Source organism: Kocuria sp. UBA5001 (genome assembly GCF_002398425.1).
GTDB classification, from domain to species: Bacteria; Actinomycetota; Actinomycetes; order Actinomycetales; family Micrococcaceae; genus Kocuria; species Kocuria salsicia.
Genome location: NZ_DGYR01000008.1, coordinates 26258 through 50651 on the forward strand (window position 1 = coordinate 26258; position 24394 = coordinate 50651).

Sequence of the window (24394 nt, forward strand, 5' to 3'; positions counted from 1 at the left end):
GCCGCAGCCGCTGCAAAAACTCAGCAAGTGCCATTTCGGGCTCCCCGGACGGCACTTGCTGAGTTTTTGCACCTGTGGCGGTTCTCGGTCAGGACGGGGTTGCGCGCTTCGCACAGGCGGCGACCGGCGCGGGAGCACGAGCGAGGCAGGGAACCCGGCGCAGCGGCGTCGTCGCCCCTCTCTGCTGCCGGCGCTGCTGCCGTCACTCGTGCTGCAAAAACTCAGCACGTGCCATTTCAGGCGCCCCGAACGGCACTTGCTGAGTTTTTGCAGGGGTGGTTCTCAGGGGTGGGGGTGCCCGGGGTGGTTGCTCAGCGCCACTTCGGGGCGGGCGGCTGCCACCCGCTCAAGCGGGGCAGGACGTCGTCGGGGCCGTCGGCGACCACCAGCGTCTCCCGGTCCTCGGGGCGCACGAAGCCCTCGGTGACCATGTGGTCGAGCATGTCCAGCAGCGGCTGCCAGAACCGGCGCCCGCACAGGCCCACCGGCTTCGCATGTACGCCGAGCTGCTGCCAGGTCCACGCCTCGAAGAACTCGTCCAGGGTCCCTCCGCCGCCGGGCAGGGCGATGAACGCGTCCGCCAGGTCCGCCATGCGCTGCTTGCGCTCGTGCATGGTACGCACCACCTCCAGCTCGCTCAGGCCCGGGTGCGCGATCTCCCCGGAGACCAGGTGCTCGGGCATCACGCCCACCACGCGGCCGCCCGCGTCGAGAGCACCGTCCGCCACGGCACCCATGAGCCCCACCTTGCCGCCGCCGTAGACCACGGTGACTCCGGCGTGGGCGAGCGTGGCTCCGAGGGTCCGGGCCAGCTGCGCGTACTCGGGCGAGGCACCATCCTTCGCTCCGGTGAACACGGCCACGGAACGGATGACGGGTGAGGTTGCAGTCATGCGGGCCACCCTACCGAGGGGCTCGCACCACCACGGAAGCGCACGTCACTGCCCACTCCGTCGAAAGAGCGCCACCCACCGCCGCCCACTCCATCAAAAGTGCAGCTCTTGACGTCTGGGGCCCGCGAAACGTCAAAAGCTGCACGAGAAATGCGCGGGACGGTGGCGCAGCGGCAGGCGGGGAGCGCCGGACTACGCGTGCGTGGCGAAGAAGATGATCGCCCCGACGATGAACGTGAGCGAGGCCAGCAGCGCGCAGGAGAGCTCCACCAGCATGCCCAGCCCCATGGCCTTCGCAGCGATCCACGAGGTCTCCAGCGCGGTGGTCAGGTTCCTGTTGCGCACGGTCTCCGAGAGCAGCAGACCCAGCACGAAGCCGATGAGCAGCCCCACCACGGGGATCACGAACATGCCGACCACCGCACCGACCACCCCGAAGAGCAGCGTGCGGTTGGGGATGGCCCGGCGTTTCAGGGTGCTGCCGGTCATCACGAGGCTCGCGGACATCCCCGCCACGAGCAGGGTGCCGCCCAGTGCGAGCACCACCCACCCCTCCGGGGCACGCACCACGAACGCCCAGATGAGCAGCCCCACCAGGGCGGTGATGGAGCCGGGCAGCACCGGGACCACGATTCCCACGCAGCCCACGACAATCAGGAGGACGGCCACCACGGTGGCGATGATCTCTGCGGTCACGCAGTCATCGTACGGGCCCGCCCCGGTGAGTCCCGGCCACTCTGCCCGACAACACCGTCGGCGCCCACCAGCCGTGGCCGACGACGGGGCTGGTCCTCTTCCCCCCAACGGCGTCGTCGCCGCCGTCACCGTCCCGGCGCCGCGCCCCGGCCTAAAATGGCATGGAAGAAGCCACTTAAGGATCGGATGCACCGTGCCCTCCCCCGCAGCCACTGAGCACCCCGCCGCCGCGAAGCCCCGTCGCGGGAGGTCCTGGCACCGCACCGCGGGAAAGCCGGTGCGGTGGTGGCTGGTGGCGCTGGTGGTGGTGATCGGGGTGCACCGGTGGATCCCCGAGACCCGCTGGCTCATGGTGCACATGGTCACGCTGGGGCTGATCACCACGTCCATTATGGTGTGGTCCCAGCACTTCACCGAGGCGCTGCTGCACCACAAGCTCCCGGACACGGACCGACCGCGGCAGATCGTGCGCATCTACGGGGTCACGGCGGGCACGGTGCTGCTGATCGCGGGCATGCTGGGCGGCTGGTGGTGGCTGACGGTCGTGGCGGCCACGGTGATCGGTGCGATGCTCACGTGGCACGGTCTCGCCCTGCTGCGTCAGCTGCGCGAGGCCCTGCCCGCGCGCTTCGGAATCACGGTGCGGTGGTACGCCACGGCGTCCTTCTTCCTCCCCGTGGGTGCCGTCTTCGGCGCGATTCTGGCCCGTGACCTGCCCGCCGAGTGGCACGCGCGGCTGCTGCTGGCCCACCAGGCCGTCAACGTCCTGGGCTTCGTGGGCCTCACGGTCTCCGCCACGCTCCTCACGCTGTGGCCCACCATCCTGCGCACCCGCATGCGCGACGACGCCGTGCGGCTCTCCCGGATCGCCCTGCCCCTGATGGCCGCGGGCAGCCTGCTCAGCGCCCTCTTCGCGCTGACCGGCCACCCCGCGCTGACCGCCGCCGGGCTCGCCCTCTACACCGTGGGTGCCGCGCTGATCGGTGTCCTCATGCTGCGCACCGCCCAACGACGCCGCCCCGAGGGATACATGGGCTGGTCCCTGGCCTCGGGCGTCGCGTGGCTCGTCGTCACCTCCGCCCTCGCAGCCTGGCTCGTGGCGACCCGCGGCCTGGAGACCTCGGTCGCGCAGACCCTGACCGTCCCGTTCGTGGCCGGGTTCCTGGTGCAGACGCTGTTCGGGGCCATGAGCTACATCCTGCCGTCCACCATGGGCGGCGGACCCGCCGCCGTGCGCGCCTCGCTGGCGGCGATGAACCGGGCGGGCGTCTACCGCGCCACGGTCGCCAACCTCTGCATCGCCCTGTTCGCACTGCCCGCGGGCGTCCTGCCTTCGTGGGTCCGCGCGCTGGTCTCCATCGTGGGCGCGGTGGTGCTCGCGGCCTTCATCCCCCTTATGATCTCCTCCGCCAAGGTCTCGGTGGCCGCACGACGCCGCATGGTCGCCGAACGCGCCGCTCGGGCCTCCTCGGCCGAGGACGACGCCGCACCGCACGCGGCTGCCTCACCGTCCCGTCCCGGGCGGGCCAGGTCAGTACCGACGCCCGGCTCCTCGGGCGAGGCGGAGCCAGCGAACGCGGGGCACGGCGGGAGCTCGTCCCGGGGCGCCCCGACCCAGCGGGAGGGTGACGGCTCCGCGAGACGACAGAGCGCCGCGTCGTCGTCGGCGGGCGGGGCCTCCCCCCTCACGCAGCTGCTGGCCGGCGTGCTCACCGTGGTGCTCGCCGTGGCGGCGGGGATCGCGATTGCTCCGCAGTCCGCAGGGTTCTCGCTCTCGGGCGGCGGCGGGTCCGCCGCGGAGGGCACCGGGGAGACCACCGAGGTGACGATGCATGCCCGCGAGGACATGCGTTTCGACCCCTCCGAGATCCGTGTGCCCCGGGGCAACCGGCTGGTCATCACCCTGGTCAACGAGGACCCCTCGATGGTGCACGACCTCGTCTTCGCCAACGGCGCGACCTCCGGACGGCTCGATCCCGGAGCCACCGCCACGGTGGACGTGGGAGTCGTGACCGATCCCCTGGACGGGTGGTGCTCGGTGATCGGGCACCGCTCCATGGGCATGACCGTGAACGTGGTCCCCGTGGACGAGAACGGCCAGGCGGTGTCCGGCGACGGAACGCACGACCACTCGTCGGCTGCGGGCGGCGCGGCAGGCTCGGGCACCGCTGCCGGTTCGGAGGCGGATCCCGCGCAGTCGGCAGACCTGAATGCCGCCCCGGGGAAGGGTTTCACCACCCGCTCCCCGGTGCTGGAACCGGCTTCCGAGGAGACCGTGCACCGCGTGACGCTGGACGTCCAGGAGGTGGCCCGCGAGGTGGCGCCCGGCGTCACGATGGACGCGTGGACCTACAACGGCCAGTACATGGGACCCACGCTGCGGGGAAAGGTGGGTGACACGTTCGAGGTCACCCTGGAGAACCACGGATCCATGGGCCACTCGGTGGACTTCCACGCCGGGGACGTCTCCCCGGACGAGCCCATGCGCACGATCGCCCCGGGCGAGTCGCTGGTCTACCGCTTCAAGGCCCAGCGCTCCGGGATCTGGCTCTACCACTGCTCGTCCATGCCCATGAGCACGCATGTCGCCGCGGGCATGTTCGGTGCGGTGGTCATCGACCCGCCGGACCTGCCGGCCGTGGACCGCGAGTACCTGCTCGTGCAGAACGAGACCTACCTCTCCGCCCCGGACGAGAACCAGCCGGACGTGCCGGAGGGCGCGGGCGCCGTCGTCGACCCGGAGAAGATCAAGACCGGGCAGCCCACGTTCACGATGTTCAACGGCCACGCCACCCAGTACATGCACGCGCCGTTGACCGCCCGCCCGGACGAACGCGTGCGGATCTGGGTGCTCGCGGCCGGGCCGTCCAAGGGGCTGAGCTTCCACGTGGTGGGCGGCCAGTTCGACACCGTCTACAAGGAGGGCGCCTACCAGCTCACCCCGTCCGCCACGAACAACCCCGGTGGAACGGGCGGCGCCCAGGCCCTGGACCTCGCCTCGGCGCAGGGCGGGTTCGTGGAGCTGAGCTTCCCCGAGGCGGGCACCTACACGTTCGTGAACCACTCCTTCGCGGAAGCGGAACGGGGTGCGAAGGGCCTCATCCGCGTGGCGGACTGAGCGACGGCGCGGCACACGGCCCCGCGGCCCCGCACCACTCGGTGCAGACGCCGCGGGGCCGCTGATTCCTGTCAGGCGGTCACACCTGCGGGATGGTGATGACCTGTCCCGCGCGGATGGTGTGCAGCGAGATCCGGTCCCGGTTCGCCTGGTACAGCTGCGCCACGGTCACGCCAGAGCGCTGCGCGATGGAGCCGAGGGTGTCCCCGGGCTGCACGGTGTACTGCCCCGCACCGATCGTCCCGGTGCCGTTGTCGACGGGCGCGAAGCCGGATCCTCCCGCACCGTTGGCTGCACCGGAGCCGCCCGCACCAGCCGCGTCGGAACCACCGGCCGCGCTACCGCCCGTACCGTTCGTTCCGCCGGACGCACCAGAGCCGCCCGCAGCCCCGCTCGATCCGTCGGACCCCGCGGCACCGCCAGCAGCACCGCCCGCGGCGGCACCTCCCTGACCGGATCCGTCACCGGAGGCACCCGAGCCGTCCTGCGAACCGCTGCCCGCGGCTCCGTCGGCCTGGCCGGAGCCGTCGGAGGATGCCCCACCGGCTGCGCCGTCGCCCGCCGCGCCCGAGGCCCCGTCAGAGGCGCCGTCCGACGCCCCGTCGGACGCCCCCGCCGAGGCACCGTCGGAAGCGCCGCCCGATGCCCCGTCCGAAGCCCCCGTCGATGCCTGTCCGCTCGCCGCCCCGGAGGCCGCGGAAGACGAGGCGGACGCCGAGCCCGAGGCGGCGTCGTCGGCGTCCCCGCCCTGGCTGCACCCGGTGAGCACGAGCGCACCCGCCACGGCGAGCGGTGCAAGTCCCTTGAGGATCCTCTGGTTCATGTTCTCTCCCAACGCCGAGGGCAACCCGAGCGGCCACCCGGTATGATACCCGTCACGCTACCGCACGGGCGTGACGAAGCCCGGGCGGCGGCTCCATGAACCACCACCCGGGCTTCCACCGGTACGCGCCCCGCGACGTCACGCCACGACGACGTCACGCGCGGGTCACACCGCCGCGATCAGTCCGTCAGCGCACCGCGCAGGGTCCGCAGCGCCACGGACAGTGCCGCGAGCTCGGAGCCGAAGTCGTCGGTGTCGGACATGGACTCGATCTCGTCGAGCACCTCGCGCAGCCGCTCGAGCCGGTCCGCGTTCTCGTGCTCCCACGCACGGACCTTCTCGGAGGCGTCCGCGCCCGGCGTCTCGAGCACCTGCGCGGCGATCGAGACGAGGGTCGCGTAGAGGTCCTCGCGCATCGCGATCCGCGCCATGTTCTCCCACCGCGTGGTCTGCGGCAGCGCGCTGATGCGGTTGAGCAGGTTCTCGAGCCCGTAGCGGTCGTAGAGCGTGAAGTACACGCGCGCGACCATCTGCACGCTCACGCCGTCCTCGTTCGTGGCGGCGAGCGCCTCCCGGGACGACGACGCCGCGCCGTCGGGCCCCACGCCCACCTCGCCCTCGGGGCCGGTGAGGCCCTGGGACTCCGCGAGCCGGGCGACGTCGAGCAGGGCGTAGGCGTCGAGCAGCTCGGCCCACTCCACGGCGAGGTCCCGGGGCACGCCCTGCCGCTCGGCCAGCTCGGCCTCCGCGCGGGTGCGCTCCTGCGACTCGGTGCTCATCAGCTGCTCGGTCCCGAAGCGCATGCGCACCACGGGCCGGTAGGTGTTCACGAGCTCCTGGATGTCCGAGTCCGCGACTTGACGGTGCAGGAACCACCGGACCACGCGGTCCAGCAGACGGCGCATCCTCAGGGACATCCGGTTCCACAGTTCCAGGGGCACGTCCGCGCCCAGGTGGGCGTGCTGGTGCGCGTAGTCCCGCAGCTCGAAGATCTCCATGGCCGCCACGAACGCGCGCGCCATGTCCGCGAGGTCCGCGCCGGAGTCGTCCACCACGCGGTACGCGAAGGCGATGCCGCCGTAGTTGACGATCTGGTTGGCCACGACCGTGGAGATGATCTCCTTGCGCAGCGGGTGGGTCTCCAGCTCGTCTCCGAAGCGCTCCCGGATCTGCGCCGGGAAGTACTGCGAGAGCGTGCCGTGGAACCACGGGTCCTCGGCGAGGTCGCTGTCCACGAGCGCCTTGGTGAGCTGGATCTTCGAGTACGCCGTCAGCACGGAGAGCTCCGGGCCCGTGAGGGGCTCGTTCTGCGTGGCGCGCTCCCGCAGCTGCTCGTCCGAGGGCAGGAACTCCAGCTCTCGGTTGAGGTCCGCGGTCTCCTCGAGCCAGTGCATGAGGCGGATGAACGTCTCGGTGAACTCGACGCCGCGGGCGCGCTCGGTGGTCAGCAGCACGTTCTGCGCCACGTTGGTGCGCAGCACGAGCTCGGCCACCTCATCCGTCATGGACTCGATGAACTCGGCGCGCTCCTCCGGGGAGAGCAGCCCGGCCTGGACCATGCCGTCCACGAGGATCTTGATGTTCACCTCGCGGTCGGAGGACTCCACGCCGCCGGAGTTGTCGATCGCGTCCGTGTTGACCAGCACCCCGTTCAGCGCGGCCTCGATGCGGCCCAGCTGGGTGAGCCCCAGGTTGCCGCCCTCGCCCACGACCTTCACGCGCAGGTCCTCGCCGTTGACGCGGATGGCGTCGTTGGCCTTGTCACCGACCTCCTGGTTGGTCTCCGAGGAGGCCTTCACGTAGGTGCCGATGCCGCCGTTGTAGAGCAGGTCAGCCGGGGCCAGCAGCACGCGGCGCACGAGCTCCTGCGGGCTCAGGGACTCCACGCCGTCCTCGATGCCCAGCGCCTCGCGCACCTGCGGGGTCATGGGCACGGACTTGTCCCGGCGCGAGTACACGCCGCCGCCCTCGGAGATCACGTCCCGGTCGAAGTCCTGCCACGAGGTGCGCCCGGCGGTGAACAGCCGTTCGCGCTCCTGGTAGGAGGCCGCGGCGTCCGGGGTGGGGTCCAGGAACACGTCCCGGTGGTCGAAGGCGGCAATCAGGTGGATGTGCTCGGAGAGCAGCATGCCGTTGCCGAACACGTCCCCGGACATGTCGCCCACGCCCACCACGGTGAACGCCTCGGACTGGGTATCCACGCCCAGCTCGAAGAAGTGGCGCTTGACGGACTCCCACGCGCCGCGGGCGGTGATGCCCATGGCCTTGTGGTCGTAGCCCACGGACCCGCCGGACGCGAACGCGTCACCGAGCCAGAAGCCGCGCTCCAGGGAGATCGCGTTGGCGGTGTCGGAGAACGCCGCGGTGCCCTTGTCCGCGGCGACCACCAGGTAGGAGTCGTCTCCGTCGCGGCGCACCACGTTCTCGGGGTGCACCACGGTGTCCCCGGCCACACCGGAGGTCTCGGCCGACCCGCTCGCGCCGCCCTCGGAGCCCGGGGTGGCGTCCCCGCGGGACGACGACGCCGTGTCCTGCGCGGCGCCGGTCTCAGCCTCGCGCTCGATGTTGTCGGTGACGTCCAACAGGGAGGCGATGAACAGCTTGTAGGACTCCCGACCCTCGGTCAGCCAGCCCTCGCGGTCGGTCGCGGGGTCCGGCAGCTGCTTGGGGAAGAAGCCGCCCTTGGCCCCCGTGGGCACGATGACGGCGTTCTTGACCATCTGCGCCTTCACGAGCCCGAGCACCTCCGTGCGGAAGTCCTCGCGGCGGTCGGACCACCGCAGCCCGCCGCGGGCCACCTGGCCGAAGCGCAGGTGCGTTCCCTCCACGCGCGGGGACCAGACCCAGATCTCGTAGGCCGGGCGGGGCTGGGGTGCGGCCGGGATGGCCCCGGGGTCCAGCTTGAACGCCATGGTGGGCCGCTGCTGGAACACGTTCGTGCGCAGGGTCGCGGAGACCACGTCCGCGAGCGCACGGAACAGGCGGTCCGCGTCCAGGCTCGGGACGCCGTCCAGCACGGCGCCCAGTCGCTCGAGTGCCGCGTCCCGGGCGGCCTCGCGAGCAGCGTCGTCGTCCCCGAAGCGCTGCGGGTCGAAGCTCGCCGAGAACAGCTCGGAGATCTCCGCGGTGGCCTCCGGGTAGGCCACGAGGGTGTCCGCGATGTACTCGAAGGAGTTGGAGTAGCCGAGCTGCAGCAGGTAGCGCACGTATGCGCGCAGCACCGCCACGGAGCGCCAGTCCATGCGCTCCGTGAGCACCAGACGGTCCAGGCTGTCCGACTCCGAGCGCCCGGAGAGCACCGCGCACAGCGTGTCCTCGATCAGATCCTCGGTCTTCGCGTCCTCGGGACCCGCCGGGTCCACGCCCGCAGGCAGCTCCACGCCGAAGTCGTAGAGCTGGAACTCGCGCCCGTCCGCCGGGGTCACCGTGTAGGGGCGCTGGTCCAGCACCCGCAGGCCCAGGTTGTGCAGCAGTGGCAGCAGCTCCGTCAGGGACAGGGCCTGCGTGAGATAGATGTTCAGCCGCACCTGGCCGCCGGTCTCGGCCACCCGGACCTCCGCGGGCAGGTCACTGTCACGGCCCCACAGTTCCTCGCAGCGGCGCAGGTCCTGGATGGCCTCCTCGATCTCGTAGTCCTCGCGGTAGGAGCCGGGGAACGCCTCCGCCCACATGGTGCTCAGGGAGAGCGCGTGCTCGGCGTCGAACTCCAGGCCGATGGCCCGGTCCAGGGACTCCGGCCAGGAGCGCACCGCCGCGCGCAGCCGGGACTCGAGCTCCTCGTGGTCGAACTCGCGCACCTCGCCCGTGTAGGGCAGGCGGATCCGGAAGAACACGCGGGCCAGAGAGGAGGACGTCAGGCGCACCTCGAAGTCGATGGCCTCGGCGTCGAAGGCCTCGAAGAGCTGGGCCTCGATGCGCTGGCGTACGGACGTGTTGTACCGGTCACGGGGCAGGTAGACCACCGCGGACATGAAGCGCCCGAAAGTGTCCTGGCGCAGGAACAGCCGGGTCTGGCGGCGCTCGTTGAGCCCGAGCACCCCGCTGGCCGTCTCACAGAGCTCCTCCGCGGACATGTGGAAGAGCTCGTCCCGCGGGTAGTCCTCGATGATGCCCATGAGGTCACGGGCGGAGTGCGAGTCCGGCAGGAAACCGAAGTCCCGGACCACCCGCTCCACCTTCTCCTTCACCAGCGGCGTGAGCTGGGCGGGCACCGAGTACGCGTGGCGGGAGAACAGCCCCAGGATCAGGTACTCGCCGTTCACTTCACCGTCCTGGCCGAACGTGCGCACCCCGATGTAGTCCAGGTACTCCCGGCGGTGGATCGAGGAACGCCGGTTCGCCTTGGTCACGAAGACCACCTGGTGGTCCCGCGCGTGGAGGCTGCCCAGGCCCGTGAGCCGCTGGGCGTGGCCCTCCTGGCCGCGCTCGCGCAGCAGGCCGAGGCCGGTGTCCGGGCGGGAGTGCAGCACGGCGTCGTCGCCGTCCGACTCGAGGTCGTAGCGCTTGATGCCCATGAAGACGAAATTGCCGTCCCGCAGCCACTCGAGGAAGTCCTTGGCGGCCTGGACGTCCGGCAGCTGCGAGCCGTCCGGGAAAGTGAGCTCCTCGAGGGGGTCCAGCGACGCCGCAATCACCCCGGCCTCTTGCAGCATGGCCACCTGGTCCTCGGACACCCGAGTCACGTCCACCACGAGCTTCTCGATGTGGCGCTGCAGCTCTCCACGCGCGGACTCGTCCAGCGAGCGGTGCAGCTCCATGCGGATCCAGGACTCCACGGCAATCTGGGTGTCCCCGCTCGCCGCGGCTTCCCCCACCAGGTCCCGGGTCAACGGGATGGCCGTGGTGTCGCCGGAGGAGACTGCGGAGATGTTGGGCACGCGCTCCAGTGCGGTGAGCTCGTGCGAGGCGGCGTCCCGCGAGGCCAGCAGCAAGGGGTGCAGCACGAGCTCCGCGCCGCCCCAGTTCGCCGCGATCTCCGTGGTCAGCGTGGAGACCAGGAACGGCATGTCCGTGGTGACCATGTACAGCACCGTCTGGCCGTGGTCCTCCCGGACCTGGATGCACAGGCGGTCCGAACCACGGACCCGCCCCACCTCGCGGTGGGTCTCCGCTCGCTCGGTGAGCACCTGCACGTTCGCGCCCGCCACGTCCGCGTCCGGCACGGAGCGGTAGTACTCGTTGATCCACGACTGCGCGCCTCTCCACTGCGGTCGCGTCCACACTGTGGGGATGACCTGTGTGGTGTCTGGAGGAGGGGTCACTGCTGCATCACGCCTTTTGACTCGTCGAGTTGGTGGTAACTCCACGGCGTGGCACGTGACGCCCGGTCGGGCACCACGGACGGCGCACACGGGACCGCTGCCGGGCCCCGTCCGTCCGTCTCGCTCACGGCCACACTGCCGCATACGCCCCTAACCCTAGGGCCCCGGGAGCACGCGGGCCAGGAAGCGGGTCCGGCGGGCACCTGCATTGCAGAGACCTACACTCTTCCGGGCGCCGATTTGCGCCTTCCCCTCTTGCGGATCCCCGGCACACCGGTTCCACCGCGCACCAGCCGTGCCCGTGGCCGCGAGAGAGCTGAGCACCCATGAGCAACGAGACACCCGCGGAGGTGGTGACGGCGGCCGTCGCCTCCGGCACGGCCAAGGCCACCGAACCCTCCGCAGCTCTCGTGCTGTTCCCGGCCGGGATCACCATCGTGATCCTCATGGTCATTGGGCTGCTCACCGGCGGTTTCGCCCTGACGCCCCTGGCCGCAATGCGCGGTCGCGTGCCCTGGTCCGCTGTGGGCCGCCGCATTCTCCTGGTCGCCATCGGCAAGATCGCCGCCATCTGGCTGCCCGTCATGGCGTTCTACGGCCTGGGCTTCAAGCGCGCCGTGGTCGACTTCTTCGTGGTTCCCGTGGGCATACTCCACCGGGAATCACCGCGGTGCGATGGTTCAGCCGCGGGACTCCTCGGCGCTGGCCGCGGCCACCTCGGCGGAGGTGACGTCCAGGACCTCACCGTTGGCCAGGCTGTGCAGCTGGGTGCCGCGGATCCGGTCCACCGTGAGACGGATGATCGTCCCATGCGCCACCACCATCACGTTCTTGCCCGGGTGGTCCCGGATGATCTGCTGCAGCACCGCGATGCCACGCCGGATCACGTCCTCGGCGGTCTCGCCGTGGTGCTCCATGAAGGCGTGGCGCTCGTCATCGGACATGCCCGTGCAGTCGTAGCCCTCGGCGTCCCCGAAGGCACGCTCCACGAGGTCCTCGTACGTGCCGGACAGCGTCAGCCCGAGCTGCTCGCCGATCAGCTGCGCGGTCTCCCGTGCCCGTGCCAGCGGGGACGAGACGAGCACGTCCCAGTGCCGTCCGGAGGCGGCGAGTTCACGGCCGACCTCGCGCGCCTGCTCCCGGCCGGTCTCGTTGAGGGGGATGTCGGAACGGCCCTGCAGCCGCCCCTGCAGGTTCCAGTCGGTCTGGCCGTGGCGGATCAGTGTCAGGGTCGTTTCAGTCACCCGCCCAACCTACCCCCGTGCGCAGACAGGCCCGGCGGCGTCGTCGTGCCGTACCGACGTAATGCATCGTCAGGCCGTGCAGCGACGCCGCCTCAAGCACCGGCACCGCCCCCGAACCGGCGACCCGCCCTCAGACGCGCGGGTCCTCCTGCGTCTCGATGTCCACGCGCTCCTTGCGCAGAGTGTCCTCCACGACCTCCGTGTGCTCCACGCGCCGGGCGACGAGCCGCACCCGCTGGTAGGGCACCCGCACGGTCTGCACCACGGGCTCGGTGCGGTAGAGGATGACCTCGTCCTCCCCGACCGCCAGCTCCCGTCCGTCCAGGAACGCCTGGCGCTCCTCGGCCGTGACGGCGGTGCGCACCACGTCCGGCTCCTCGGTGGCCACGGTGACCTCCTGGCGCACGGGCTCGCTCACCACGTACTTGCGCAGCCGGGCGCGGCCCGCCTGCTCCTGCTCGCGGTGGATCACGAGCCGCTCCTCGTGGCGGACCACCGAGGCGGCGTCGCGCTCCGTGGCGTCCGAGTGGTGCGGCCCATGCGGGGTCTGTCCCGGCGTGGTGTTCTGTGCTGCCATCGTGTCCTCCAGAGGGCCAGAGAGAGTGTACGACCGAGACTATCAGCAGGGTTCCTGCGGGCCCCGCGCATGTAGCATTCTTAAACCCTGACGGGCCACGGGAGGATGCTGGGATGAGTTACTCGGACGACGGCAACGGATACTTCACACGAGCCCTGGACGCGGAGGACCGCGGTGACCACGCCCTCGCGGAGACCGCGTACCGCCAGGCCATCGAGCTGTTCCGCGAGGGTGAGGGCACCGAGCGGGAGCTCGCCGCGTGCCACTACAACCTGGGCCACGTCTACGTGGTCACGGAGCAGACCAGCAGGGCGGTCGTGGAGTACGGCAAGGCACTGGAGCACTTCGCCGGGCTGGAGGACAGCGGCAGGCACAAGGCGCGCGCCCACCTGATTCTGGGCTCACTGCTCGTGGAGACCGGGGACCTGCGCGCCGCGGAGGACCATCTCCTGGACGCCCTCGGCCAGTACCTGGACGCGCCCCACGACCCGAGGGACCAGGCGGACTGCTACGTCAACCTGGCCCGCGTCTACCGCGCGACCCGCCGCCCCACCCAGGCCGTCACCGCCTACAACCGGGCCGTGGACTTCTACCAGGAGGACCCGGAGACCTTCAGGGACCGCTCTGACTGCTTCACCGAGCTCGGCTCCCTCTACGAGAGCACCGGCAAGCTGGACGAGTCCGCGGCGGCCTTCGCGGAGGCCGCCCGGCTGCGACGCGCCGCCGAGCAGCAGGGGGGCCGCGCGTGAGCTCCCCGCTGGTCTACGGCTGCATGAACCTGGGCGGTTCGTGGGGCCAGGCGGAAATTCCTGCGACCCAGTACGACGTCGCCCGCGACGCCGTCCACGCCGCCCACCGCGCCGGGATCACCCTGTTCGACCACGCGGACATCTACGTGGGCGGGGACTCCGAGACCGTGTTCGGGCGGATCCTCGCGGAGGACGAGTCCCTGCGGCGCTCGGTGCGGATCCAGACCAAGTGCGGGATCAAGCTCCCCGGGAACACCGGCCCGGCGGGTTCGCCGGTGCACTACCGGCTGGACCGGGACTCGATCCGCTCCTCCCTGGAGGGATCCCTGCGGCGGCTGGGCGCAGACCGCGTGGAGCGACTGTTCCTGCACCGCCCGGACCCCCTCACCCCGCTGGGCGAGACCGCCCGTGCGCTGGACGAGCTGCACCGGGAGGGGCTGATCGGCTCGGTGGGGCTCTCCAACATGACGTCCCACCACGTCGCCGCTCTGCAGCAGCTGATGTGCGTACCGCTGAGCGCGGTGCAGATCCAGATGAGCCTCGAGCACCGGGACTTCGTGGAGTCCCAGGTGCTCGCCAACCACCCGGACGGTGCAACGGTCTCCTTCCCCCAGGGGCTGCTCGCGCAGTGCGTTGCGGACGGCATCGAGATCCAGGCGTGGGGTGCCCTGGCCGGTGGGGCGTACTCCGGTGCGCCCGCGCCGTCGTCCGGGGACGGGTCCGCGACGTCGACGGTGGACCGTGACGCCGCGCGTGACGTGGTCGACAGCGCTGGCTGCACGACGGCGACGTCACCGGGGGAGCGCACGAGCGCGCTCGTCGCCGACCTCGCCGCGCGCATGGACCTCTCCCCCGAGGCCGTGGTGGTGGGGTGGTTGCTGCGCCACCCGTACGGCATCCGGCCCGTGGTCGGAACGCTGAATCCGCAACGGATCGCGGCGTGCGCGCAGGCGCCCCGAGCCGCTGAGCTGATGAGCCACGAGGACTGGTACGCGCTGTGGACCGCCGCGCGCGGCCGCCCGCTGCCCTGAGGGGCTCCCCACGTCTGCGCCCTGCGTCGGTCGGCGACGGCGCTGCGCCCGTCTCCGGTGCGCACCCGGCGGTGTGACTTCGTCCGCAATATGGCGGGGTTCTTCAGATGCTCCGTGGCGGCACATTGCCGCGAGTGACGGAACCGGATGAGCTTCGCAGGACCACAAGGGGATCGGCGACTGGGGCAGTCTGAGAGACTGGGCGTATGGAGGTCATGAGTATGTTGCCGGTCAGGCGGCTCGAAGAGCACGCAGCGGCTCCCATGGATCGGCACCGTTGGCCAGCTACGCTCGCGCCGATACGCCAGATCCTGGACTCCGGTTTGGATCTCGGCCCCATAACCGTTCTCGTCGGGGACAACGGGGTGGGGAAATCAACGGTGGTTGAAGCACTGGCCGCTGCCTTCGGCCTCAACCCTGAGGGCGGAACCCACAACGCCATGCATGCTGCCCGTCCTACGGAATCCGACCTCGCTGATCACCTTCAGCTGGTACGCGGCCCGGGCTCCTCCAAGCGGGGGGTCTTCCTGCGGGCGGAGACCATGCACGGCCACTTCAGCTACCTAGAAACAATCGGCCCCAGCAGCCTGCATGAACACAGTCACGGCGAGGCGTTCCTCGACTTCCTGAGTACACGGTCGGGCATTCGCGGGCTATGGATTCTGGACGAGCCCGAATCGGCGCTGTCCTTTTCGGGATGCCTCACCCTGATCGCCCTGCTGTGCCAGCTCCAAGCAGAAGGCTCCCAGATTGTCCTCTCAACACACTCCCCGATCCTGGCGGCACTTCCCGAGGCTCACCTGTTCGAGGTAGGGCCCTGGGGCATCCGAGAGTCTTCCTACGATGACCTCGACCTCGTCGAAAACTGGCGCTTGTTTCTCCAGGCACCCGAACGCTATCTCCGCCACCTCGACTGACATCAACGCAGGAATATCCACACCCGACTTCGCCCGTAAGGGGATCCGGTTTCGGGACGGCTCTCACTCCTGGTCTGGACGCGGCTGCTCTTCGAGGACACGACGGACGAAGTCTGCCTTCCCCTCCGTGTACGCTTCACGGTCGGCGGTGTGTTGCGTGGCCAATGTCCGCTTCAGGTCCGCGTAACGATGCATGAGCGGCGGGTCAGCGCACAACGCATCGCGGAATGCCACCTGCTCTTCCCAGCGCGGGCTGCCGGCAGGCAGCAAGTGCAGGTGCGCTGCGCGATGCTCGTCGACCACTTGAACCAGGAAGCGACGCCACGGCCTGGCGTCGAGGTCGGCAGGGACGAGGTGCCAGCCGGCAGCGGACAAGACCTGTGCTACGGAGTCCGCACAGTCAAGATCAACGACGGCGGCTTGCACGTCGATGATCGGCTTGGCCGCCAAGCCTGGCACAGCAGTCGATCCAACGTGCTCGGTTGGGGCAACCAACCAGCGGGCGAGCACTGCATTCAGCTCCCGGCACAGTTGCGCCCCGCGACGCTGCCACTTCTCGTCGGGCGGTTGAACATGCACCTGCTCTGTCGCCCACGCCGGCCACTGGCTCATGAGCACATTGTCCCATTCACCGATCCCCAACCGGGACATCGTGAGGTCATCGCGGTGCAATTGAAGCCCACTGCCGTGAGCACCGCCTGACGGGGCGCAGCGCCCGGGCGTTGGCCCGAGTGAGCGACTGATCATCAGAATCGAAGACCGCGCACGGCGGTGGCCAGGGTAACCTCGAGCAGCTCGCGCTTGCGTGGCTGCGGCACGTCCCGCAGCGCGCCGGAGGTGCACAGCACCGAGATCCCGTGCACCGCGGACCACAGGGCGACGGCCGCGTCGAACCGTGCAGCATGGTCGTCGACGACTGCGGAAGCTTCCCGTTTGAGACCGCCGACGAGTTCCAGCAGCCGGGCGAACGGGCTGTCTCGGGAGTCTTCCTCGGGCAGCTCGAAGCCGCTGGCGAGGCACCGGAACAGCATCTGCCGGTTCAACGCGAACTCGAAGTACCCGCGGCCTGCGGCGATCACCTGCTCCGTCGCCGGGGCATCGGCAGCCACTTCCGATACCGCGTGCTGCATCGATTGTCCGAGGGCGTCCGCTGCGGTGTGGCGGACTGCCTCCAGCAGAGAGTCCTGGCCCGGGAAATGCCGGTAGGCAGCCGAGGGCGAGACGCCGGCGCGGCGTGCGGTCTCCCTCAGTCCGACCGCCTCGGGCCCGCCTTCTGCGGCGAGCTCCACGCCGATGCGCACCATCTCCTCGCGCAGGTTGCCGTGATGGTAAGGCTTGGTGTTGACAGTGTTCACACACTCACGATACCGTCACCACGATGTGGACACCGTTCACATAGTTGTTGTGCGTCCCGTTCCCTGCCCTCATTCGATCGAGGAGATCCCGTGGATCTGCTGCTCCTGTCCCTACTGCTCGTCACCGGCTTCGTGGGCTGCGCGGAATTCGCATCGGTCGCCCTCGTCCACCCCGTGATCCGTCGCCTGCCCGTCGAGGACCAAGTGGTGATGGAGAAAGGGCTGCTGCGCACCTTCGGCCGGGTGATGCCCGTGGGGATGACGGCGGCGGCGATCCTTGCCGGCCTCGGCGTCGCGCGCTACGGCACCGTCTGGTTGGCGATCGCGGCCGGCGTGCTCACCATCGCCCTGGTGGTGACGATCCTCGGCAACGTCCCGCTCAACCTGTGGACGGGTCGCATCCCGGGCGGCGAGGTGCCCCTGGACTTCCAGGCCAAGCGCCGCCGGTGGGACGTGTTCCAGGCCGTGCGCGGCTCATTGCAGCTGATCGGCTTCGTCCTGGTGAGCATCAGCACCGCCGCGTCCTGAGAACGCGGGCGGTTTCACCACCATCACCGGCCCGTACCCCCTGTCCTCCCACTCGACACCTGGAGCCATTCATGTTCACGCTGACCCGCCCCTCCCGCATCGCCGCCGGTTCCCTCCTCCTCGCCATGCTCGGCATCGAGGTCGGGGGCAACTACATCCTTCAGCTCGTCCAGGGCAGTGCACCCGCCACCGAGTTCCAACTGACCTTCTCTCGCGCCGGGCACGGCCACGCGGGGTCGCTGGCCACGCTCGGGCTGGCGACGATTGTGCTGACCGATGCCGCCGGGCTGTCCGGGATCCGCGGGCAGGTGGCGCGCTGGGCAGTCCCGGCCTCGGCGCTGCTCATGCCAGCAGGGTTCTTCCTCTCCTCGGCCGGGGAAGGGGCCACCGAACCGAACACACTGTATCCGCTGATCTACGTGGGGGCGGGCACCCTCGCCGCCGGGCTCGTGACCCTCGGAGGCAGCCTGCTGTCCCAGGGCATCCGGCCCGCCGGCTCGGCGGCCGAAACGCCGTGAGAGCCGTGGCGGGCGAGGACCTCAAGCGCCCCGATGCGGTCACGAGCAGTTCCGCACCTGCCGGGGCCACCCGAGGCCGGCCACGCTCGACGAGCTCCCATGCCCCCATCTGGATGCTCGGGCGGACGATGACCCGTAGTCCCGTAAGCCGAACCCTCACCGGACACCACCGCTGCTCATCGAGAGGAACGACTGTGGCTTCGTTCGCTTGGTGGCGGGGTTTTTGCAGCGCTCCGTGGCGGTCTTGTTGCCGCGATCACGCAGGACTGGCTGCAGGTAGGTGTCGCGGTCTGAACCGAGAGGGGTGCGCCCGGTCGGGGCCGTTTGGATCGCTGCCGCTACGTCAGAGTCCGAAGGCTCCGCCGCTGACGAGGATCACGATGCCGAGGCCGATGAGAACGATGGGGAAGAGGATGTGCTCCCAGCGTTCGAGCACTTCGGCGATCGGGGGGCGGGTGGCGACGAACTTTGCCAGGGCCACCAGGACCGCGACGAGCGCGAGGAAGACGATGCAGTAGGCGACTACTGCGAGAGGTTCCACGCTGAAGAAGACAGGGGTGTAGACGCCGATGTTGTCGCCGCCGTTGGCAAGGGTGACGCCTGCGACTGTCCACACGCCGACCTTCTTGCCGGCAACCTTGGCCTCGTCGTCATCGTCGTCATCGTCTCCGCGCCAGGCCTGCCATGCGGCCCAGAGGCCGAGGCCCAGAGGGATGAGACCGAAGTACGGGATGGCTGCCGAGGGCAGGAATGCTCCGGCGCCGATGGTCACCAGGACCGCGGCACCGAGGATGCCGGCGAAGCCGAGGTACTGGCCGGCCAGAATGCGGGCGGTAGTGTCGCGCTGGCCTACCCCTCGCGCGAAGAAGAGGGAGAGCACGATGATGTCGTCGATGTTGGTCGCTGCGAACAGGCCCATCGCCTGCAAGACCGAGGTGAGGATCATGCGCCCTCCCCAGCTGCGTCGCATCCGGGAAGCGAGCAGGCGGGATCGATGCACGGGGCGTCTTCGTCCACTGCCAGGGTGGCATCGACCAGTGCCGTCAGCGCCTGCGCCAGGTGCGAATCGGCGATCTCATATCGTGTCCGACGACCCTCGGGCTCGGAGACGACGATCCCGCAATCGCGCAGGCATGCCAGGTGGTTGGACACGTTCGGGCGTGTCAGGTCCAGATCTCGGGCCAGTTCCGCCGGGTAAGCGGGATGGTCGAGCAGGGTCAAGATGATCCGGGATCGAGTGGGGTCGGCCAGTGCACGACCCAGGCGGTTCATCACGTCGAGACGCGAAGCAACAGTCAGCATGCACTGAACTATACAGCGCACACTGAACACTCGGTCACAGGCGTCAGCCCAGATCGCATGCCCGTAAGGGGATCCGTCACCGTACGTCGAGCGAGCTCAGTCCTCGACGACTTCTTGCTGTGACTGTCGACGGTAAATGGCGGTGTTCTGGCAGAGGTAATTGGCGGCTGTGGTACTCCTGTGGCCTCAGATGTAGCTGCAGATCTGGGTGGGGTCGCCTTGGGAGGCGGCCTGGTAGTGCTCGGCCACGGAGGCCCTTAGAGCGGTGAGTTCAGCGATTTGCTGGTCGAGGTCGGTGAGTTGCTGGTCCAGCTGGGCGGCTACGTGGGCGCAGGGGGCCTGCCCGGCGTCGCGTACCTGCAGGATCTTCCGGATCTCGGTCAGGGTGAGTCCGGCGAGTTTGCTGCGGCGGATGAACTGCAGGCGGGCGACGGTCTCTGGTGGGTAGTCGCGGTACCCGTTGGGACCGCGGTGCACCGGGGCGAGAAGTCCTTGCTGTTCGTAGAACCGTAGGGCTTTGGTGGTCATCTCGGCCGCTGCGGCGGCTTCACCGATCCGCACGGTGTACCTCGATCCTGGACTGTCTTGTGGCCTTCCACGGTAGAGGAAGGTTTCGGCGCAGAGTTCTGCCTGACCCGGAGGGGGTCGGTGGTCATCCGGGTTCGGTGCGGGAGCGGTCGGTTTCGACGGCCTGCCAGGTCTTGCGGGCGGCGATGAGCACCGGGTCCCACGCCGGGGAGAAGGGTGGGGCGTAGGAGAGGTCGATGTTGAGCAGCTCCTCCACCGGGGTCTCGTGCCACAGCGCCACGGAGAGCACGTCGATGCGTTTGGCCGCGCCTTCTTCCCCGACGATCTGGGCGCCGAGCAGTCGTCCGGTGCCGCGTTCGGCGATGAGCTTGGTGCGGATGGGTTTGGCCCCGGGGTAGTAGCCGGCCCGGGTGGTGGAGTCGACCACCGCGGTGATGGGGTCGAACCCGGCTGCCTGCGCTTCGAGTTCCCCGAGGCCGGTGCGTCCGACTTCGACGTCGCAGATCTTGGTCACGGCGGTGCCGAGCACTCCGGGGAAGGTGGCGTAGCCGCCGCCGATGTTGATTCCGGCGGTGCGGCCTTCCTTGTTGGCGTGGGTGCCCAGCGGGAGGGCCACGTGGCGGCGGGAGACGCGGTGGAACTTCTCCACGCAGTCCCCGGCTGCCCACACCCCCTCGATGCCGGTGCGCAGCCGGCGGTCCACCGTGATCGCACCCGTCGCCCCCAGGGGGATCCCGGCGCGGGCGGCCAGGGCGGTGTTCGGGGTCACACCCAGGCCCAGGATCACCAGATCGGTGGGGATGGTGGCCTGGTCGGTGACCACGGCGGTGACCTGCCCGTTGTGGGTGTCGAAGCCGGTGACGGTCTCCTCCATCCGCACCTCCATCCCGAAGCCTTCCATCGCGGAGGCGATGAGCGCGCCCATGTCGGGGTCCAGGCCCGGCAGCGGGGCCGGGGGGCGTCCGATCACGGTGATGTCCACGCCCCAGGCGCACAGGGCCTCGGCCAGCTCCAGGCCGATGTAGCCGGCCCCGACGACCACCGCCCGGCCCGGCCGGTCCTGCTCCAGCACTGCGCGCAGGGCGAGGCCGTCGTCGAGGGTCTGGACCCCGTGGATGCCGTGTGCCCCGATCCCGGGCAGGGGCGGGCGTGCCGGGGTGGCGCCGGTGGCGACCATGAGCTGGTCGAAGCCCTCCCACCTCTCCCGGCCGGCGGCCAGGTCGCGGACCAGTACGGCGCGGCGGTGGAGGTCGATCTCCAGGACCTCATGGCCGGTGCGGGCGTCGATGGCGTGGTGGTCGCGGAACTGCTGCGGGGTGCGGGCGATCAGCTCCGTGGTGTCGGCGACGTCCTTGCCGATGAAGTAGGGAATGCCGCAGGCCGAATACGAGGTGTAGTGACCGCGTTCGAAGGCCACGATCTCCAACTGCTCCCGGGGTAGCTGGCGGCGGGCGGCGGAGGCCGCGCTCATCCCCGCGGCATCCCCGCCGATGACGACCAATCGCTGGACCATGACTACCCCTTTCGTGCAGTGGCTCGTGAAGCGTGGGCCTGAGGCCGTGCTCGATGTTCAAGGCCTCTGGCTCCACCCGTGGGTGGAGGGCCGGCCCGCTCGAGGCCGGTCCTCAGGCGGCGCAGCAGGAGAGTTTGGAGACGTCGGTGCGGAAGGACTGGGCGGCGATCTTGAGTCCTTCGGCCATCGTCAGATACGGGCACCACAGGGTGGCGACCTGATCCACCGTCATCGAGGCGGAGAGCATGTAGACGCCCGCCGCGGCAAGCTCCCCGGCGTCCTTGGCCACCGCGGTGATGCCCACGACGCGTCCGGTCTCTGCCTCGGCGACGATCTTGACGAACCCGCGGGTGTCACGGTTGACCAGCGCCCTCGGCACGTACTCCAGGGGCAGCACCCGGCATTCGCAGGCCAGACCGGCCTGCCGGGCCTGCTGGTCGGTCATGCCCACCGCCGCGATGGCCGGGGTGGTGAAAGTGACCCGCGGCAGGTGGGTGTAGTCGATCTCCTGGCCGGTGTGGTGAAAGGCGTTCTCCACTGCGGTGACCCCGTGGGCCGAGGCCACGTAGACGTACTGGGGGTGCCCGGTCACGTCCCCGGCCGCCCACACCCTGGGGTGGGAGGTGGCCATCCGGGCGTCGACCACGATCTCGCCGTGCTCACCGGTGTCCACCCCGACCGAGCCGAGGTCCAGGTTCTCGGTGACCGGACGGCGCCCGACCGCGACCATGAGCCGGGTCGCCCGCAGGGTTTCCTGCCCGCCCGGGCCCGTGACGGTGGCCACCACCTCCCCGGTATCCCGGTCGGGAGCCACGGAGGAGACGGTGGCCCGGCGGAGCACCCGGATGCCCTCCTCGGCGAACACGCCCATCAAGGTGCGGGAGACCTCCGGTTCCTCATGGGAGGCCAGCCGGGACCGCACGACCATGGTGACCTTCGAGCCCCTGGCGGGCGAAGAGCTGAGCCTGCTCCATGCCCACGTACCCGCCGCCGATGATCAGCAACGACTCCGGCACCTCGTCCAGGTCCATGGCCGTGGTGGACGTCAGGTAGTCCACCTCCGCCAAGCCCTCGACGTCCGGGACGATCGGGGTGGAGCCGGTGGCCACCAGATAATGGGCCGCCCGCACCTGCTGACGGGTACCGTCGGCTCCGGTGACCTCCAGCGCCGGGTCCTCGGCGGTTCCGGTGAACACGGCTTCGCCGGTGGCCAGTTCCCAGCCGTAGTCGGCGATCAGATCGAGGTACTTGTCCGAGCGCATCCCCTCCACCAGCGCGTCCTTACCGGTGATCAGCCCGGGCATGTCCACTCCGGCGGCCGACGTGCTCAGGCCGGGGAACCGTCCTGTGGCGTCCAGCGCCATGTGGCGGGCCTCGGCGGCGGCCAGCAGCGCCTTCGACGGCACGCACCCGGTGTTCACACAGGTACCCCCGACCATGGCACGCTCGACCATCACCACTGATTTGCCGAGATTGGTGGCCCGGATCGCGGCGGCGAAAGCACCACCGCCGGAACCGATGATCGCCAGGTCCACTTCGTGCGTTCCAGTCTCAGGCATGGCCGGCCTCCGTAAATCCGTGATGAAGGCCCCGAGTGGCCTTCTGTGTGCTGCGCTCTGCGCCCAGCCTGCACCTTCCCCTAGAGAGGAAGGTCAAGACGTCGTCGCGGCAACGTCGTGTGCACGACCGTATTCGCCGCAGACCCGGCGGCCTTCTCGAGGAGTCGCTGCCAAAGGCCACTGTCTGGCTGGTGGATCTCAGGAGCCGGTGGCCGGCCTGTGTGGTCAGTGACCGATGAGGAGTGCGTCGCGGGCGGCTTCGACGACTTCGGGGGTGACGGTGGCCAGGTGATTGATCTCCAGGATGCGTCTGATCTGGGTGAGGAGGCGGTCGACGAGGCGGAAGTTGCCGCCGGTGATCCGGGCGATGGTGGCGACTGCGACCGTCTGGGTGAACTCGTCGTCACCGGCCAGTCCGTCGGTGTGCCAGCGGCGGACCAGGACGGCGGTGAGCTCTTCAGGGGTGAGCTGGCGGTATTCGTGGGCGAAACCGACCCGGCTGTAGAGCTGGGGGTAGCGCCCCAGGCGCTTGTCGATGCCGGGCATCCCGATGAGGATCATCCCGATGGTGTGGCGGTCGTAGTAGTCGCGAACCTGTTCCAGTCCGGTCGTCTTGAGCCGGTCGGCCTCGTCGATGATGAGCAGCTCGGTGAGCCCGGAGGACCGCGATTCGGGGTGCACGAACGGGTCGACCCGGCCGTGGCGGTGGTAGTCGATGGCGTAGGAGATCTGCTGGCAGGACCGCGGCAGGGCTTGGTCGACCTGGCGGGGGCTGGCGTTGACGGTCGGGGTCCACAGCGCGGTGCGGGCCTGCAGGACCCGCTCGGGAATGGGGCCGGGCCCGCGGTCCTCGCCCAGGTCTCGTTGCCACTGCTCCCATTCCGGGGCCCCGGCGTAGTGCCGGGCCGAGAGCGTCTTGCCGACCCCGGGTGGGCCCCAGCAAACGCCGATGTAGCGGTGGGCGCGGACGGTGTCGGCGAACTCGGTGAAGCGGCGGTGCTCCCGCGTGGGCAAGAACGCCGGTGCGCCCGGATACGGGGGTGAGGTGAGCCCGTTGATCTCTCCGAACGTGCCGGAGAGGAACCGCCGGCCGTCGTCGTCCTTGCCCAGCAAGCTCCGCGTGGAGTCGGGCTCAGTCGGTGGCATAGGTCCGCAACCGGTGTCGGGGCGCCCGATCCGCCGGCATGTGCTCCGCTGGGTCCAGCGCCGGGGCGGGTGGTGGTGCCCAGCGGTCGTCGGTGGGCAGGGCGTCGGCGAGACTGCGCCGGGCGCGCAGCTGCTGCTTGAGCGCGGCGCGCCGGGCGCCCCGGGCCTGCTGCAGCTGCTGGAGGGTGACCGTCTCGGCGGCCAGTTCGGGGGCGATCGCCCGACACAGGTAGGTGTCCTGGTGGTAGACGCGCACCTCGCCGGCGTCGCGGGGGTCGTAGCGGATGGTCACGGTCTCAGAGACATAGGCGGCCAGCACCGGGGAGATGTAGCGGGTGCCCTGGAAGCGGATGCCGTCGCGCTGGACGATGCGGGTGGTCGCGGCGGTGAGCAACAACAGGTCGAGGTCCTCGCCCCGGGCCGGGGCCCGGGGAATCCACCCGGCCCCGATCCAGCGGGCGGCCGGGGCCTGGCCGGTCTCGGAGTGCACCCGACAGTGGTAGTCCTCGATGAGGTAGCGCCCCAGCACCGCGTCGAGCTGCTCCAGGCTCAGGGCGGGTGGTGAGGTGGGCCTGCCGCCGGTGCCGTGCGGGATGTACCCGGGCAGGTGCGGGAGCACCTAGTGTCACGCGTCTG

General features: G+C 70.0%; 20 protein-coding genes and 1 pseudogene. 6 read left to right on the plus strand and 15 right to left on the minus strand.

Annotated features, from left to right (window positions below):
- Positions 1-311 precede the first annotated feature (311 nt).
- Positions 312-893, minus strand: a complete 582-nt coding sequence (locus tag B3G12_RS03825) for a TIGR00730 family Rossman fold protein (protein ID WP_144943273.1) — start codon at positions 891-893, stop codon at positions 312-314.
- A 192-nt stretch (positions 894-1085) separates the two neighbouring features.
- The gene (locus tag B3G12_RS03830) at positions 1086-1589 is read right to left on the minus strand and encodes a DUF456 domain-containing protein (protein ID WP_145011145.1); all 504 of its coding nucleotides are present in this window, start codon (positions 1587-1589) and stop codon (positions 1086-1088) included.
- Between the two features lie 193 nt (positions 1590-1782).
- Between B3G12_RS03830 and B3G12_RS03835 the strand changes: the two genes are divergently transcribed.
- Positions 1783-4707: a multicopper oxidase domain-containing protein gene (locus B3G12_RS03835; RefSeq protein WP_290499196.1), complete on the plus strand. Its 2925-nt coding sequence runs from the start codon at positions 1783-1785 to the stop codon at positions 4705-4707.
- Positions 4708-4786: 79 nt separating this feature from the next.
- On the opposite strand, the gene B3G12_RS03840 is transcribed toward B3G12_RS03835, so the two are convergent.
- The 4 genes from B3G12_RS03840 to B3G12_RS03855 all read right to left on the minus strand — a co-directional run bounded on the left by B3G12_RS03840 (position 4787) and on the right by B3G12_RS03855 (position 12612).
- A complete protein-coding gene (locus B3G12_RS03840; protein ID WP_145011142.1) occupies positions 4787-5530 on the minus strand; it encodes a LysM peptidoglycan-binding domain-containing protein in 744 nt (247 codons plus the stop codon).
- A 179-nt stretch (positions 5531-5709) separates the two neighbouring features.
- The gene (locus tag B3G12_RS03845; RefSeq protein ID WP_290499197.1) at positions 5710-10791 is read right to left on the minus strand and encodes an NAD-glutamate dehydrogenase; all 5082 of its coding nucleotides are present in this window, start codon (positions 10789-10791) and stop codon (positions 5710-5712) included.
- A 680-nt stretch (positions 10792-11471) separates the two neighbouring features.
- The gene (locus tag B3G12_RS03850) at positions 11472-12035 is read right to left on the minus strand and encodes a histidine phosphatase family protein (protein ID WP_055084075.1); all 564 of its coding nucleotides are present in this window, start codon (positions 12033-12035) and stop codon (positions 11472-11474) included.
- 130 nt (positions 12036-12165) lie between these two features.
- On the minus strand, positions 12166-12612 hold the full coding sequence (locus B3G12_RS03855) for a YsnF/AvaK domain-containing protein (RefSeq protein WP_144943278.1): 447 nt from the start codon (positions 12610-12612) through the stop codon (positions 12166-12168).
- 113 nt (positions 12613-12725) lie between these two features.
- Between B3G12_RS03855 and B3G12_RS03860 the strand changes: the two genes are divergently transcribed.
- The 3 genes from B3G12_RS03860 to B3G12_RS03870 all read left to right on the plus strand — a co-directional run bounded on the left by B3G12_RS03860 (position 12726) and on the right by B3G12_RS03870 (position 15309).
- On the plus strand, positions 12726-13361 hold the full coding sequence (locus tag B3G12_RS03860) for a tetratricopeptide repeat protein (protein ID WP_144943279.1): 636 nt from the start codon (positions 12726-12728) through the stop codon (positions 13359-13361).
- Complete coding sequence (locus B3G12_RS03865; protein WP_144943280.1) at positions 13358-14392, plus strand: aldo/keto reductase; 1035 nt, start codon at positions 13358-13360, stop codon at positions 14390-14392. Before B3G12_RS03860 ends, B3G12_RS03865 begins: the two co-directional genes overlap by 4 nt.
- A 206-nt stretch (positions 14393-14598) precedes the next feature.
- A complete protein-coding gene (locus B3G12_RS03870; protein ID WP_144943281.1) occupies positions 14599-15309 on the plus strand; it encodes an AAA family ATPase in 711 nt (236 codons plus the stop codon).
- Between the two features lie 63 nt (positions 15310-15372).
- Here the strand turns inward: B3G12_RS03870 and B3G12_RS03875 are convergent, their stop codons facing one another.
- On the minus strand, positions 15373-15921 hold the full coding sequence (locus B3G12_RS03875; RefSeq protein ID WP_144943282.1) for a GrpB family protein: 549 nt from the start codon (positions 15919-15921) through the stop codon (positions 15373-15375).
- A gap of 134 nt (positions 15922-16055) precedes the next feature.
- Positions 16056-16664: a TetR/AcrR family transcriptional regulator gene (locus B3G12_RS03880; RefSeq protein ID WP_144943283.1), complete on the minus strand. Its 609-nt coding sequence runs from the start codon at positions 16662-16664 to the stop codon at positions 16056-16058.
- Between the two features lie 90 nt (positions 16665-16754).
- Here B3G12_RS03880 and B3G12_RS03885 point away from each other — a divergent pair, with 90 nt between their 5' ends.
- Both B3G12_RS03885 and B3G12_RS03890 read left to right on the plus strand, forming a co-directional pair.
- A complete protein-coding gene (locus B3G12_RS03885) occupies positions 16755-17192 on the plus strand; it encodes a DUF1772 domain-containing protein (protein ID WP_144943284.1) in 438 nt (145 codons plus the stop codon).
- 71 nt (positions 17193-17263) lie between these two features.
- Positions 17264-17710, plus strand: coding sequence for a hypothetical protein (locus B3G12_RS03890; RefSeq protein ID WP_144943285.1), 447 nt, complete (start codon positions 17264-17266; stop codon positions 17708-17710).
- 343 nt (positions 17711-18053) lie between these two features.
- On the opposite strand, the gene B3G12_RS03895 is transcribed toward B3G12_RS03890, so the two are convergent.
- The 7 genes and pseudogenes from B3G12_RS03895 to B3G12_RS03925 all read right to left on the minus strand — a co-directional run bounded on the left by B3G12_RS03895 (position 18054) and on the right by B3G12_RS03925 (position 24377).
- Positions 18054-18656 (minus strand): cadmium resistance transporter, encoded by a 603-nt coding sequence (locus B3G12_RS03895; protein ID WP_144943286.1) that lies wholly within the window; start codon positions 18654-18656, stop codon positions 18054-18056.
- Positions 18653-19012: a Cd(II)/Pb(II)-sensing metalloregulatory transcriptional regulator CmtR gene (gene cmtR / locus B3G12_RS03900; protein ID WP_144943287.1), complete on the minus strand. Its 360-nt coding sequence runs from the start codon at positions 19010-19012 to the stop codon at positions 18653-18655. Before cmtR ends, B3G12_RS03895 begins: the two co-directional genes overlap by 4 nt.
- 186 nt (positions 19013-19198) lie before the next feature.
- Positions 19199-19573, minus strand: coding sequence for a heavy metal-responsive transcriptional regulator (locus tag B3G12_RS03905; RefSeq protein WP_290499198.1), 375 nt, complete (start codon positions 19571-19573; stop codon positions 19199-19201).
- Positions 19574-19664: 91 nt separating this feature from the next.
- Positions 19665-21053, minus strand: coding sequence for an FAD-dependent oxidoreductase (locus B3G12_RS03910; RefSeq protein ID WP_058857607.1), 1389 nt, complete (start codon positions 21051-21053; stop codon positions 19665-19667).
- A gap of 112 nt (positions 21054-21165) precedes the next feature.
- Positions 21166-22612: pseudogene (merA, locus tag B3G12_RS03915) on the minus strand (mercury(II) reductase).
- 225 nt (positions 22613-22837) lie between these two features.
- Positions 22838-23758 (minus strand): AAA family ATPase, encoded by a 921-nt coding sequence (locus B3G12_RS03920; protein ID WP_083529208.1) that lies wholly within the window; start codon positions 23756-23758, stop codon positions 22838-22840.
- The gene (locus B3G12_RS03925) at positions 23745-24377 is read right to left on the minus strand and encodes a Mu transposase C-terminal domain-containing protein (protein WP_290499203.1); all 633 of its coding nucleotides are present in this window, start codon (positions 24375-24377) and stop codon (positions 23745-23747) included. Before B3G12_RS03925 ends, B3G12_RS03920 begins: the two co-directional genes overlap by 14 nt.
- Between the last annotated feature and the right edge of the window lie 17 nt (positions 24378-24394).